The sequence below is a fragment of the Butyrivibrio sp. YAB3001 genome, assembly GCF_900112195.1.
Classification (GTDB): domain Bacteria; phylum Bacillota; class Clostridia; order Lachnospirales; family Lachnospiraceae; genus Butyrivibrio.
The window spans coordinates 131,830-146,074 of the sequence record NZ_FOKR01000008.1 but is presented as its reverse complement, the minus strand read 5'-3'; the positions used below and the strand labels follow the sequence as shown (position 1 = coordinate 146,074).

Here is a 14,245-nt window from a genome sequence, read left to right as displayed (position 1 = left end):
ACATTTTAGTTACCCATTGGTACAGATGATCAATTCAGCAATTCCATACCAAGAAGTATGTGTTAAAGTGTGACGCCTCTCTTCCATATTGCCATATCATGGAAACCTGCAAGTTCACTCTTTAGCTTTTCTCCTGATGCTGTTCTGAGAATTTTTTCAAAGAGTTCATCTGTAAGTTCTTCAAAAGTTCTTCCTTCAAGGATCTGTCCCGCTCTAAAATCGATCCAATTTTCCTTTTTATCTGCAATAGTGTTATTGCTTGCTATTTTCATAGTAGGCACAGGGCAGGCAAAAGGTGTTCCTCTTCCTGTTGTAAATAAAACTATCTGAGCGCCTGAACTTGCAAGAGCTGTAGCTGCGCACAGATCATTTCCGGGTGCACAAAGAAGATTAAGTCCTGCTGTGTCTGTTCTCTGTCCATATTCAAGGACATTCATAACAGGATAATCTCCTGATTTTTGTGTGCATCCAAGTGATTTATCCTCAAGTGTAGTGATACCACCCGCCTTATTTCCAGGTGATGGATTTTCGTAAATTGGTTCGCCCTGCTTTGTAAAATACTCTTTGAAACCATTTATCATATTAACTGTGTCATCAAAGGTTTTCTCATCCTTACATCTGTTCATGAGGATTGTTTCAGCGCCAAACATCTCCGGAACTTCAGTTAAAATGGAGGTTCCTCCGCATTCAACGATTCTGTCGGAAATCCTTCCTACCAATGGATTTGCAGTTATGCCGGAAAAGCCATCACTTCCACCGCATTTTAAACCAATGATAAGCTTAGATGCATCAACTTCCTCTCTCTCATCAGTATTTGCACTTTCTATGATTTCTTTTAACAGATCAAGGCCTTCTTCCATCTCATCTGAAGACTCCTGGCAAACAAGGAATTTAACTCTGTCAGGATCAACGCTTCCTATATAAGGTTTCAAAACATCTATGTTGCTGTTCTCACAGCCAAGTCCCAAAACCAGTACGCCTCCGGCGTTTGGATGATTTATAAGATCCGCAAGAATTGTCCTTGTATGTTCCTGGTCATCTCCTGTCTGCGAGCATCCGTAATTATGTGTAAACGCAACAACTTCATCAACGCTGCCCTTTACAAACTTATTTGCCTCTTTTGCAAGCGCTGTTGCGATATTATTGACACAGCCAACAGTTGGAATTATCCAAACTTCATTTCTTATTCCAACTTTTCCATTTTTTCTCACAAAGCCTTTAAAAGTTGCCTTCCTGCTTCCGGCCGATGCAAGTTTTTTCTCCAATTTATCTTTATCCGGATCATATTTGTAATCCAGGATTCCCTCAAGATTTGTCTTGGTATTATGTGTATGAACCCACTCTCCTGCCTCAATATCCTCTAGAGCATGACCAATGGCATATCCATACTTTATAATATTCGCATCTTTTTCAATTTTCCTGACAGCCATCTTGTGTCCGGCAGCAATATCCTGCAGCGCAACAATTGAAGTTCCATCAGAAAAATCAATCTTTTCCCCCTTTGCAAGCTGCTTAAGACACACAACAACATTATCTTCAGGATGAATCTTTAATATTGAACTCATATAACCTACCCCTTGTTTCATTTTTGTTACATAATGTAAGCAATTACATTAAAACTATATTATCTTACAATGCAGCCGTCAACAAATTTTTCTATTGTATTTGCTGATACCGTCTAGTATAATACCTTTGTAAAATTGTATGAAATCGCTTACATAGTTTCATATTTCTTTCAAAAAAATGAAAGATATCTCGTGGCAACATATTCAATCATTTTTAAGACTACAAAATATTATTGGGAGGTATATTTACATGAAAAACTTCATGGATGAAGATTTTTTACTTCAGTCTGAATCAGCAAAAACACTTTATCATGATTTTGCCGAAAAGATGCCAATTCTGGATTACCACTGTCACATCAGCCCTAAGGAAATTGCAGAAGATCGTCATTTCGACACAATCACACAGGTATGGTTAGGGGGAGACCATTACAAATGGCGTCTTATGAGAGCATTTGGTGTGGATGAGAAATACATCACAGGTGATGCTTCTGATAAAGAAAAATTTATGATGTTTGCAAAATGCCTTGGCAAGGCTGTTGGAAACCCTCTATATCACTGGGCTCATCTGGAACTTCGCAAATATTTTGGCTATAACGGAATTCTAAACGAAAAAACAGCTGAAGAAGTTTACGATATCTGTAATAAAGTACTTCAGGCTCCTGACATGAGTGTTCGTAAGCTCATTAAAATGAGTAATGTTACACTCATCTGCACAACAGATGATCCTGTAGATTCTCTTGAATGGCATGACAAGATCAAAGCAGATACATCTTTTGATGTAAAGGTTCTTCCTGCATGGCGTCCGGATAAGGCCAAGAACATTTCAAAACCGGAATTCGTTTCCTATTTGGATACACTCTCAGAAGTAAGCGGTGTCAAGATTGACTCTTTTAAGTCACTCAAAGAGGCTTTAAGAGTTCGTTTCGATTATTTTGCATCAAAGGGTTGTAACGTCACAGACCACGCTCTCGAATACGTTATGTACTACCCTGCTTCTGACGATGAAGTTGAAGCTATTTTTGCCAAGAGATTATCAGGCGCTGAACTCACAAAAGAAGAGGATCTTAAGTACCAGACTGCATTCATGATCTTTGAAGGCGAAGAGATTGCCAAGAGAGATTGGGTTATGCAGCTTCACTTTGGATGCAAGCGTGATAATAATACACCTATGTACAAAAAGCTTGGTCCTGATACCGGTTTTGATACAATCGATGCATATTATCCAATGGGTGAATTGGCAGATTTCCTTGATGCTCTTCATTCAAGAAAAATACTTCCTAAGACAATTTTATACAGCTTGAATCCAAGTGATAACAAGATAATAAACACCACTCTCAATGCTTTCAATGAGGGACCTACAGTAGCTAAGATTCAGCAGGGTTCTGCATGGTGGTTCAATGATACAAAATTCGGTATGGAACAGCAGCTGCTTTCCGTTGCAGAGTCAGGAAATCTTTCAGGGTTTGTAGGAATGCTTACTGATTCAAGAAGTTTCACTTCTTATACACGTCACGATTACTTCCGTAGAATTCTTTGTAACTTCCTTGGTTCTTTGGTTGAGAACGGCGAGTACCCTGCAGAGGATATGTCCATACTTGGCGAAATCGCATCAGATATCTCTTATAACAATGCGGTAAGATATTTTAATTTTCCATTAGAAACGAGATAAAATATGAGTAACCAGATGACTATTTATGATATATCCAAAAAAGCCGGAGTATCCATTGCTACAGTATCCAGAGTCTTAAACGGCAGCACTAATGTTAAGCCCAGGACACGTAAAAAAGTAATGGATATCATCGAGCAATATGGTTATAAGCCAAATGCATTTGCAAGAGGACTTGGTCTTAATTCCATGAAAACCATAGGAATCTTATGTGCCGATGCATCTGACCTATATTTAGCCAAGGCCATTTACTTCATTGAGCAAAAGCTCCGTGAGAATGGCTACCACTCTGTTTTATGCTGTACAGGATATGAAATGGATTCAAGAAAAGATTCTCTCAATCTTCTTCTCTCACAGCATGTTGACAGCGTAGTAATGGTCGGATCTAATTTTATCATGAATAATCCGGAAGATAATCAATATGTAAAAGACGCTGCGGCCTCCGTTCCGATCATGCTTTTAAACGCTGATTTTGATTGTCATAACGTTTACTGCACTCTATGTGATGATTACAAGGCAACACAGGATGCCACAGAAAAAATGATCAATGCTGGAATCAAAGATATCTTGTATCTTTATAACAGTAATTCCTACAGTGGTCTGAAAAAACTTGCAGGTTATCAGAATGCGCTACTGACTCATGACATTGCACTCAAAAAAGAAATGCAGCAGTGTTTTAAGGGAAGCCATGAAGATATTGATGGTGTAAAAAACTTTGTTGAGGCTATTTATAAAAAAGGAATAAAATTTGACGGCATTGTTACCAGTGACGACTTTCTTGCAATTGGCGCTATGAATTTCGCCAGAGCAAACAATATAAACGTGCCAAAGGATCTTCAGATAATCGGATACAACAATTCAATTCTCACCCTTTGTTCCGAACCTGATATCTCTTCAATCGACAACAGGCTTGAAGATATGTGCATTCAGCTTGTAAAAACACTTATTGGTACACTGTCTCAAAATGAAATGCCACAAAAGACTATTTTTTCCGGAGAACTGATAAAGCGCGGTTCAACTTCGTTCTAGGAACTTGCACTTTCACACTAAACTTGATAATAATCAGTATAAAAAACTCGCCAAGAAACAATCTATCGATTATCTCTTGGCGAGTTTTATTTAACATATTTTACTGAACTGAATCCATTGCAAGCTTTATAGCTCCCATAATTCCCTGATCATCATTCAAGCTTGCAGGAACGATATATTCATCAAGATTCTTGAGGTTCTTAGTCTGAATATATCCATTCATATATTTCTTGAAATACTCTCTTATCAAAACAAACAACTGCTCCTGGTGCATAACACCGCCTCCAAGAATAATCTTTTGAGGGCTGAGTGTCATACAAAAATTCACTAGTGCTTCACCGATATAATCAGCTTCCAGTTTCCAAACTTCCTCTTTATCCGCAAGTTCAACAGCTTTCTGGCCCCATCTTACTTCTATTGACGGGCCTGAAGCAAGCCCTTCAAAACAGTTTTGATGAAATGGGCATACGCATTTTCCTTTATCTTCTGTTCTTTTGCTGATCATGATATGGCCAAGCTCAGGATGAAGCATTCCATGAAGGAGACGGCCGTTAGACATAACACCTCCGCCTACTCCTGTGCCTATTGTAAGATATATAGCATCTGTCAGCCCCTTTGCACAGCCCCATGTTATCTCGCCCAAAAGAGAGCCATTGACATCTGTATCAAAGCCCACAGGAATTCCCAAAGCATCCTTAATACAGCCAACTATGTTAAAATTCTTCCATGCAGTCTTGGGTGTTGATGTTATGTATCCATATGTGTCAGACTCTTTGTTTAGATCAATTGGTCCAAAGCACGCTATTCCAATAGCCTTAATATCTTTGTCTTTGAAATATTCTATAATTCTTGGCATAGTTTCATCCGGCATAGTTGTCGGAATCGAAACCTGTTCAAAGATTTTTCCGTTTTCATCCCCAATCGCACAGACCATCTTAGTTCCGCCTGCTTCTAAAGCACCATATAACATTACCTTCTTGTTCTCCTTTCATATCGCAATGTAAAATTTGCTTGCTCATTCATTTTTACATACAATCAACGGTCAATACATATTTTGTGATTTCATTTTATCGTGAATCCCATTAGATATTGCCTAATGTCGTTTGCGGCGCCTGAATCTATACAGTAAACGGCAAATTTATCTGACAGTTACTATAGCATATATGAATAGCTATAAAACAAATCAATTATCTCCAACAGAATCTATAATACCGCCGCCAAGAACAATATCGCCATCATATAAAACAGCTGACTGTCCGGCTGTTGCAGCCCTCTGAGGCTCGTCAAATACGATTCTTGCCATTCTATTATCTAAAGGAAATACTGTAGCCGGCTGTTCTTTATGCTTATATCTTATCTTAGCATTGCACCTAAACTCTTTTGAAGGCGCATCTCCTGTTATCCAATGGAATTCACGTATTACGACCTCTCTCTTAAATAAGTCTTCGTTATCAGCCAGAATTACAGTATTATTTTCCACATCAAGCTTTGTTACATAAAGTCTTCTGTCAGCGGGAATGCCAAGTCCTCGTCTTTGGCCAATCGTATAATTAATAATTCCATCGTGGGTGCCAAGAATTTTTCCATCCTTGTCAACAAAATTCCCCTTAGGATACTCTTTGTTTCTATAACGCCTTATCATTCCGGCATAGTCACCATCAGGAACAAAGCAGATATCCTGGCTCTCACTCTTATGAGAAGTAACAAATTCATGCTTTTGAGCAATCTCACGAACCTCCGGCTTACTTATATTGCCCAATGGAAAAAGAGTATGTCTTAGCTGCTCTTCTGTAAGATCATATAATACATAGCTCTGATCCTTATTTGCATCCTTAGCTTTCAAAAGATAAAAATGGCCATCACGCTCTTCTATTCTGGCATAATGCCCGGTAACAATGTAATCGCAGCCAAGTTCACGCGCCTTTTGATACAATATATCAAATTTAAGATATTTATTGCACCTGATGCATGGATTGGGAGTTTCACCTTTCTCATAGCTGCAGACAAATGGTTCAATTACTTTTTCCCTGAATTCAATTTCATAATGATAAATATTGTAATCAATCCCAAGTCTGTCACACACAGCTCTGGCATCCTTAGTATCCTCTATGCTGCAACATGTATCAAATATGTCCTTTCCAACCATATCATTTTCATATAGACGCATTGTGCAGCCATGGCAGTCAAGCCCCGCTTCCATAGTGAGGGCTGCTGCTACCGAACTATCTACTCCGCCACTCATTGCTATCAGTGCTGATTTATTTTTTTCCTGTAAATTCATATTATCACCCATGTCTTTATTATACATAATTTCATAGAAAAAGCGTGGATAACTTTTATGTAATCCACGCCTCTTTAGATTAAATTTTATTTCGTGTCTGAATACTAATCTTATCTGACAACAGCAAATACAATCTGTGCTGCATAGATCAAAATCATTATAATGCCTTCCGGTCTGTTAAGTTCTTTTTTACTAACTAGAAATACGTATGTTATCACACTCATAAAGATAAGAACTATTAGGTCAAAGAATGATGCGAAATTAACTGTAACCGGATGAAGAAACGATGAAACACCAAGTATAAGCATCAGGTTAAATATGTTTGAACCGATTACATTTCCTACTGCCAATCCTGTCTCATTCTTCCTTGCAGCAACAACCGATGTCACAAGTTCAGGCAATGATGTTCCAAATGCAACAACTGTAAGTCCGATAAGTGTCTCAGACATTCCAAAGAACCTTGCAATTTCTTTTGCGCTGTAAACTACAGCCTGTCCTCCTGCAACAATAGCTACCAGACCTAAAACAATAAATAAAAAGCACTTCCATACCGGCATAAGCTTTTCGTCAGATTCTTCTGTTTTGTTTTTTTTCGCAGCCTTGATCAGCCAAAGAATGTATCCGACAAATGCCACTATAAGAACAACTGCTTCTAATCTTCCAATAACTCCGGCCTCATCTGCCATATTGTGAGCAAACACATTTCCGGAAAAAACTACTGATGACAAGGTGCATATCAGAACAAAAACAGTAACAATTATCGAAAAAGGAAAATCTCTTTTAAAAATGTCTTCGTTACCGGGAACAGTGCAAAACAATGCACATGCGCCAAGAACAACCAACAGATTGAACATGTTAGAACCAACAACATTACTAAGGGCAATCTCATTTGAACCCTGAAGCGCAGCCGTTGTACTAACCGCAAGTTCCGGAGCGCTGGTACCAAGAGCCACGATAGTAAGACCGATTATAAGACTTGGAACCCTGAAAACCTTGGCAAGTGAAGCACTTCCGTCAACAAAGTAATCAGCACCCTTTACCAATGCGACAAATCCAACAATCAACAGTAACAAATTAAGTATCATAAAATAATCCTCCTTAAAAATGTGCAGAAAAAGCGAGACTTCTTCCACAACAAAAATTGTGGTAAAAGTCTCGCTACTTATAACATATCCCGAGGAATAAATATTCCTGTGTTGACGATATATGTTACATAAGAAATCTTCATCGCATCAAAAATAATTTCTTATGCAAGCTACTCCCTGATACCTAAAAGAGATTATAGCACTCTATTATAAAAAAATAAACCTTTTTTATAGATCAGATGTACAGCAAGGACACTTTGTAGCCTCAATGTTGATCTCACTCTTACATTTAGGACAGATTTTGGTCGTAGCAGGTGCTTCAGCCTTATCCTTGGCAAATTTATTAGATACACCATTCATGCACTTTACAAGAAGGAAAATCACAAACGCCATCAATAAGAAATTGATAACTACAGTAATAAACGTTCCATAATTCAAGGTTGCAGCGCCAGCTTCCTTAGCCGCATCCAAAGTCAGATATGTAGCGCCCGGCTCTCCACCTCCAAGAACAACGAACTTATTATTGAAATCAATTCCGCCTGTAAGCAAACTGATAACAGGCATAATAATGTCATCAACCAGTGATGATATTATTTTTTGGAATGCACCGCCAATGATTACACCGACAGCCATATCAAGCACATTGCCACGCATGATAAACTCGCGAAATTCTCCTGCTAATCCTTTTCCTTTACCCGCAACATCTTTCATTTTCTCTGTCATCTCGCCTTCTTTCTACACAAATCAACAGTTTGTGTTCCCCAAAAAAGTTTTTTGAAATAAAATAATAAAAAATGAATTCACTCTTGAAATTATATCACAAATTAGCTAAAATGAAATAGTTGAGTCACCAAAGATGCATGAATACTGAATGATTTGACATTATATTTTTCGCAGGATTAGTACATCGGTAGTATATCAGCTTCCCAAGCTGAGGAGGCGGGTTCGATTCCCGTATCCTGCTTAGTCTCAAGTCGCATGGCTTGAGACTTTTTTATTTTTTGTGCTATAAAAAAGAAGGCTGCCGTTTCAGCAACCTTCCTTTTTATCTTTATTACTCAATATCTAATCAGCTGTTTTCATTCACATATATTGAGAGTCTGCTCTGAATAATATCAGCAACTTCTTTTGCAGTCTTCTGTCCACTAAAGAATGCTGAAGCCTCTTCAAAGATGATGTTGTTTACATTCTTATTGTAGGTGTATGTAAGGTTAAGTGACTTGATAAAGTTTGAGAAATCCAATATTTCATCATCATTAAGCGGATCAAGAACGATTTCCTGACCATTTACATAGAATGTCTCGTCATATTCAATCTTCTCATCACCATCCATGTAATATGGTCTTTCTTTAGCTTTTTGAGCCTTCTTATCAAAGCTTGACTTTCTGATTGGGAAGCTATAAGTCACTTCATCCTGATAAGCTTCTGTAAGGAATGCTCTTAAGAACTCCCAGCATGCATCTTTACTCTTTGTCTGTGAACTAATTGCCATTCTCTTGGACGGATAAATAATTGAGTTGTTGATACCCAGATTATTAGGGAATCCAACAAACTTAAAGTCATCGCCAAATACTGCTCTCTTATAATATGCATAATCACTGAACTCAGAGAACACAATAAAGTTAAACAATGATTCATCATTGAGATACATAGTATCCTTATAATCTTCCCATGCGCTTTCAGGGTATTCTGTAGGAAAATCTTTTGCAAATTCAAGGAATTCAATGAAGGAATCGCTATTAAAGTTACACTGTTTCTTTTCCCAGTCTATATAGGAATTACCTGAATATGCAATGCCCTGCTCAAGGAATCCGTCTCTTGTGAGCATCATGCCAAAAGCATTATCTCTCTTAACACCTGTATTCTTGATAAGTTCGTCGCAATCCTTAAATGTAAGTACATCTTTACCTTCAACAAATTTTGACTTAGCTATCATTGAACTGATATAGAAGCTTGGAACTATCTGGTATACCTTATCGCCGGTCTTAAATGCATCAAAAATGTTTGTAATAAAATCTGATTCTGATATTTCTGAGTCGTTACTTATGAAACTTGCAAGGTCAAGGAAAAGTCCTTTATTGATATAGCTATCAACCGGCATCTCATCACCAAGAATAAGAATATCCGGAGTATTTCCAGAAACAATATCCATATTAAGCTTGTCTGCACCAGCACCATAATTATCATCAGTATCATAAGATGAATAGTCTACAAACTTAATCTTATATTCGTTGCTGTTTCTGTTAAACTCAAAAGCTTTCTTTCTGATCTCATAATCAATATAGTATCCACCCAGTGTAATAAGCTGTTTATCCTTAACATCTTCCGGTGCTACCTTTGTAAGATGTGCAACATAGTAGTTGTAATCAGAATCCGGAATCAATGCAACAAATTCCGAATCACTTATTGCAACAGCCTGACCAACTGAACCATTGAGCTCGAGATCAGAATCCACATAGTCAAGAAGCTTAGTCATTGTGTCGGCAGCCTGATCATAACCATAAATACCTTCAGCATTACTCATATAGAGGTCATATCCATTTCCGCCAAAGAAAGAATAATCTCCATAGCTCTGTAATGTTTTTGAAGGTTCGCCTATAGCTCCTGTACCAGGATCAAAAGAACTTAACTCTATTCCTTTATCACCATATGATGAAAGGAAAATCTTGCCATTAAAGCCTTTATACATCTGGTAATAACGATACTGTGTTCCATTATCCACAAGCATCTTAAATCCGTCAGCACTTGTATAGCTCAGGATTCCCTGCTCAAGACTAATAAGAATTGTTCCATCATCTGTTGCAGTCATACCACTGATAGATACATATCCATCATTTGCATATTTTTCCATGAGATCGATCTTTTCAAGAAGATTGCCGTCTTTATCGAACTTTACAAGATAACATTCATCTTTTTCAGGTGCACTGATATCTTCTGAATCAGTATCTTCTTCGGTTACTGTTACATCGTCAGATTCTGCCCCTTCATTTGCTCCATCAGCACTTTCGGTGTCTTTATTCTCTGCTTCTTTATCTTCAGTATCTTTGTCATCTGTTTTCTCTGAAGCATCTCCGGAATTATCAGCACTCTCTTTGTCAGATTCATTTTCACTTTGATTCTCTGAGTCACCATCTTCTAAAGAGCCATCCTGCAAATCTTCCAAACCTTCTGCATCACCTTCGTAATAATCAGACCAAGTATATATATTGCAGATAGCGTACATGTTCCCTTCTGAATCAAAGGTATAATATGAATAATTCTCATTTTCACCAACTTTAATATTGGTTTTCTCGATATCGGAACCATCAGCATTAAATGAGATAAGCTCGATTTCTCCATCTTCACCATATGAAGTTGCACATAATCTGTCACCCAAAGGTATAATTCCATTTATTCCAGATGGATCTTCAGTAATATTCAAAACTTCAGATGCAAATACATAATCCTTTGATGCCTTTGTAGCTTCATTAAGAATGCTTTCTTCATCAGTCTTCTTTTTGCCGCAACCAGTGAAAAGCATAGTTCCCATGGTCAAGGCAAGCACCACGCTCAAACCTCTCTTTGCATAGTTCTTCATAATATTTCTCTCCTCTCTATAACAGTTTGCATTACCTTCCCTGAATTTGCTTTCTGGCTTCATATTCATACTTCTTATCAGCCAGATAAGCGACTATCTGAGAAACTCTCCATGTCTTTTTCCTATATGCATCAACAATAAAAATAGTCACAAGCAGAGCGGCGCTAACGCGAAACAAACATTTAAAAAACCAGATAAGCGCAATAATATCTTCCCATCCTCTTGCCACATTTTCCCAATAAGGATAAAAAATCGGCTTATCCCACATACTTCTTTTACCAAAACTTCCGATTATCTCAAGTATATTAAAAAAGGTAAAACGGTTGGTATTATCTACCACAGAGATATATTTATCTTCAATTCCGGAACTTTCTTTTACCATTTTAGCAGCGCTACCGTCAACGGGGTTCGGTATTACAGCTTCATAACAGTTGATACCACCATTTGAACTGCTTGTTCCATCCTCGCTACTCCCGGAAGAATCCGTACGTCCACTAAGAATTGTTCCATATTGTGACAAGCTCTCATAGGACATGAAAACAACGCTTTTGTTCAGTCCTGCTGCTTTATTAATCCTTCCTTCATCACGCTTAACAACCCCTGCAATATAGTGGTTTACTCCACCAATCTCAACGCATTGTCCGATAATATCGCTTGAGCCAAATAATTGCCACGCAAGTTCTTCATCAACAACAATGCGGTCTTTCATAATATCATCCGGTGAAAAGTACGCTCCATTAACAAGCGTAAGCGGATGGAAAAAGAAAAAATCACCTTCAACGCCAATGGCATCTACATCAGAAGCTGTCCTATCCTCAAAAACAATTGAAGTAAATCCTTGAGCACTGTAACAACTATTGTACAATAATGCGATTTCATTAACCTTTTCTTTATCAGAAGCTTCGGTTTTCTGCTCATTACCACCAAGTTCAATAGTATCAACTATTTTACCGGCGTTTTCTTCTTCATCATCATCCTTATTCAGAACACCTGCATCTCGAAGTTTAGTCTCCATGGTATATTCGAGCTTCTTGATGTCATCAGGAGTTATCATCTGATCCTCAGTAAAAAATATACTTACCTGAGCATCGTTTCCCTCATAATTCCATCTGTCTGCCGCAAGCTGCTCAGGAAGCTTTGATACAAAGAGCCTGCATATCAGCCCCAGGATAAGGTCAACTAATAAAAGCGCTGCTATTATTATCAGGATTACATTTCTCTTTTTATTTGAAAAAAAACTTTTTATACAGTTACAAATCTTTTCAAAAATCATTACTCGTTTGCAAGCCTCACCTGATCACCTGCGTTAACAGGCTTTGTAGAAGTAGTAATTACATATTCATCACCATTTAATGCTGCTGTAATTGCTGCATAGTTGTCATCAGATGCAACAACAGTAACCTCAACATTTGATGCAATATATCTGTTTCCCAAAGGACTGGATTTACTGTTTACAACAAGGACAAACTTTCCTGTAGTTCCTGTCTTTATAGCACTCTTGGGCACGATCATGTCATACTCAACAGAACGCTCTCCAATTGCCAGTGCAACAGACTGTCCTGGTGCAACATCCTTACTCTCAATCTTAAATGTCAGCTGTTTCTTGCTTGAAGGGTCTGATTTGTCGTTCTTGATATTTATAAGTGTAGCCTTAAAGTCATCACCATAGAGCCATGAGTTTTGGGGCTTTGCAGGATCTCCAACATTAAGCTTCTGAGCCTGAGCATTTGTAACTGAAAAACTTACAGTCATATCTTTACCATCAATCTGGATAACAGCTACCGCTTCATCTGCAGACACTGTTTCACCTGAAGCCTTATTGATCTGAGAAACAGTTCCGGCAACAGGCGCTTTGATTGAAGCTCCAATGGATTCTTTTTCAAGTTCTGCAATTTTATCCTTCTGCTCTTTTATCTTATCCCTTTGATTGCAGAGAGATATTTCAGCATTAATGCTCTTAATCTGCTTGTTTTTTTCTGCTTCTGCATCTTCAAGGATTTTTTTTGCTTTGCTTTCATTAGCTTTTGCTTCAGTAAGCTTTTGATCATAACCAATATTCAATTGATTCTTATATGTTTCAAGTTCCTTTGTTTCTCTATTGTTCTCAGCAACTACATAATCCCATTCATTCTCTACATTTTGAATAATTTCATTCTGAGCTTCATCGGTAGAATCATAAATATACTTAGCATAATTCTTCTGATATTCAGCATTTGCATTCTCATATTCGTATGTAAGAGTCTGATAGTCTATTTCATTTGAATCATGGCTCTTCAAATCTGTAAGATACTCTACCGCCTTAGTAGCTGCATCAGCCACTGCCTTTGCTGAATCATATCTGTCATTTACTTCCTTAAGCTTGAGCTGATATGCATCATATGTCTGAGTATTTCCTGTTCTGACTCTTGAAATTACATCATCGGGAATATCTCCTGTAAAAAGAGCCTGTTCGTAGGCTAATTCCATATCATCCAATTCTTTTTTGGCTGATTTTAATTCCTCTGATTCTCTGTCCTCAAGATAGAAAAGAACATCTCCTATCTCAACATGTGCCCCTTCCTTGACAGCTACACCTGAAACTTTTCTGGTTTCCTTAACTGTAACATTGTAAGGATCCTCAGCAGATACAACTCCTGTTCCTCTTATCTGAGGACTGATTGAGCCGCTTGTAATCTGCTGCGTTGCCACCTGTGACAGCGAAAAATTCATAATCGTATTAGAAAAGAACGTAAGCACAAGCATTAAGGATAAGAATCCTATTGCAAAGTTCTTTACCATATCCTTCCTGTTAACCGGTGGCTTCTTGTCATTTTGCCTTGGCGAAAGTGCAGAACTTCCGTCAACATCAACAATGATTTCATTTTTGTTATCAAAACTATCTGACATCTCCCATTACTCTCCCTAAAACTACTGAATCACTTTCTTACAAAATACGTAGCACAGTACGCATTCCTGTCTGAACTGAAACGAAAACATAACTATTTTCGTATATATTATCACAAAACAAGTACATTTCCATGACACTGTTCTACAATAATCACC

General features: G+C 37.8%; 10 protein-coding genes and 1 tRNA gene. 3 read left to right on the top strand and 8 right to left on the bottom strand.

Annotated elements, in window-relative coordinates; all coding sequences use genetic code 11:
• Positions 1–62: 62 nt before the first annotated feature.
• Positions 63–1,565: a UxaA family hydrolase gene (locus tag BM086_RS10550; protein ID WP_092326084.1), complete on the bottom strand. Its 1,503-nt coding sequence runs from the start codon at positions 1,563–1,565 to the stop codon at positions 63–65.
• A 250-nt stretch (positions 1,566–1,815) separates the two neighbouring features.
• Between BM086_RS10550 and uxaC the strand changes: the two genes are divergently transcribed.
• Together uxaC and BM086_RS10540 are read left to right on the top strand one after the other, a co-directional pair.
• A complete protein-coding gene (uxaC, locus tag BM086_RS10545; protein WP_092326082.1) occupies positions 1,816–3,234 on the top strand; it encodes a glucuronate isomerase in 1,419 nt (472 codons plus the stop codon).
• Between the two features lie 3 nt (positions 3,235–3,237).
• A complete protein-coding gene (locus tag BM086_RS10540) occupies positions 3,238–4,260 on the top strand; it encodes a LacI family DNA-binding transcriptional regulator (protein WP_242952171.1) in 1,023 nt (340 codons plus the stop codon).
• Positions 4,261–4,360: 100 nt separating this feature from the next.
• Here BM086_RS10540 and BM086_RS10535 read toward each other — a convergent pair whose 3' ends face one another.
• The 4 genes from BM086_RS10535 to mscL form a co-directional block, all read right to left on the bottom strand.
• Positions 4,361–5,230: an ROK family protein gene (locus BM086_RS10535; RefSeq protein ID WP_092326080.1), complete on the bottom strand. Its 870-nt coding sequence runs from the start codon at positions 5,228–5,230 to the stop codon at positions 4,361–4,363.
• Between the two features lie 213 nt (positions 5,231–5,443).
• Positions 5,444–6,541, bottom strand: a complete 1,098-nt coding sequence (gene mnmA / locus BM086_RS10530) for a tRNA 2-thiouridine(34) synthase MnmA (protein WP_092326136.1) — start codon at positions 6,539–6,541, stop codon at positions 5,444–5,446.
• 110 nt (positions 6,542–6,651) lie between these two features.
• Entirely contained in the window at positions 6,652–7,626 is a 975-nt protein-coding gene (locus BM086_RS10525; protein WP_092326078.1) for a calcium/sodium antiporter, read from the bottom strand.
• 228 nt (positions 7,627–7,854) lie between these two features.
• Positions 7,855–8,349, bottom strand: a complete 495-nt coding sequence (gene mscL / locus BM086_RS10520) for a large conductance mechanosensitive channel protein MscL (RefSeq protein WP_092326076.1) — start codon at positions 8,347–8,349, stop codon at positions 7,855–7,857.
• A gap of 170 nt (positions 8,350–8,519) precedes the next feature.
• Here mscL and BM086_RS10515 point away from each other — a divergent pair.
• Positions 8,520–8,590: transfer RNA gene (locus tag BM086_RS10515), tRNA-Gly, on the top strand.
• A gap of 105 nt (positions 8,591–8,695) precedes the next feature.
• Here the strand turns inward: BM086_RS10515 and BM086_RS10510 are convergent.
• Genes BM086_RS10510 through BM086_RS10500 form a run of 3 tightly spaced genes read right to left on the bottom strand, consistent with a single transcriptional unit; the run spans position 8,696 to position 14,089 of the window.
• The gene (locus tag BM086_RS10510) at positions 8,696–11,203 is read right to left on the bottom strand and encodes an ABC transporter substrate-binding protein (protein WP_141107732.1); all 2,508 of its coding nucleotides are present in this window, start codon (positions 11,201–11,203) and stop codon (positions 8,696–8,698) included.
• A gap of 31 nt (positions 11,204–11,234) precedes the next feature.
• On the bottom strand, positions 11,235–12,476 hold the full coding sequence (locus BM086_RS10505) for an ABC transporter permease (RefSeq protein WP_092326072.1): 1,242 nt from the start codon (positions 12,474–12,476) through the stop codon (positions 11,235–11,237).
• Complete coding sequence (locus BM086_RS10500) at positions 12,476–14,089, bottom strand: HlyD family efflux transporter periplasmic adaptor subunit (protein WP_092326070.1); 1,614 nt, start codon at positions 14,087–14,089, stop codon at positions 12,476–12,478. Before BM086_RS10500 ends, BM086_RS10505 begins: the two co-directional genes overlap by 1 nt.
• Positions 14,090–14,245 lie beyond the last annotated feature (156 nt).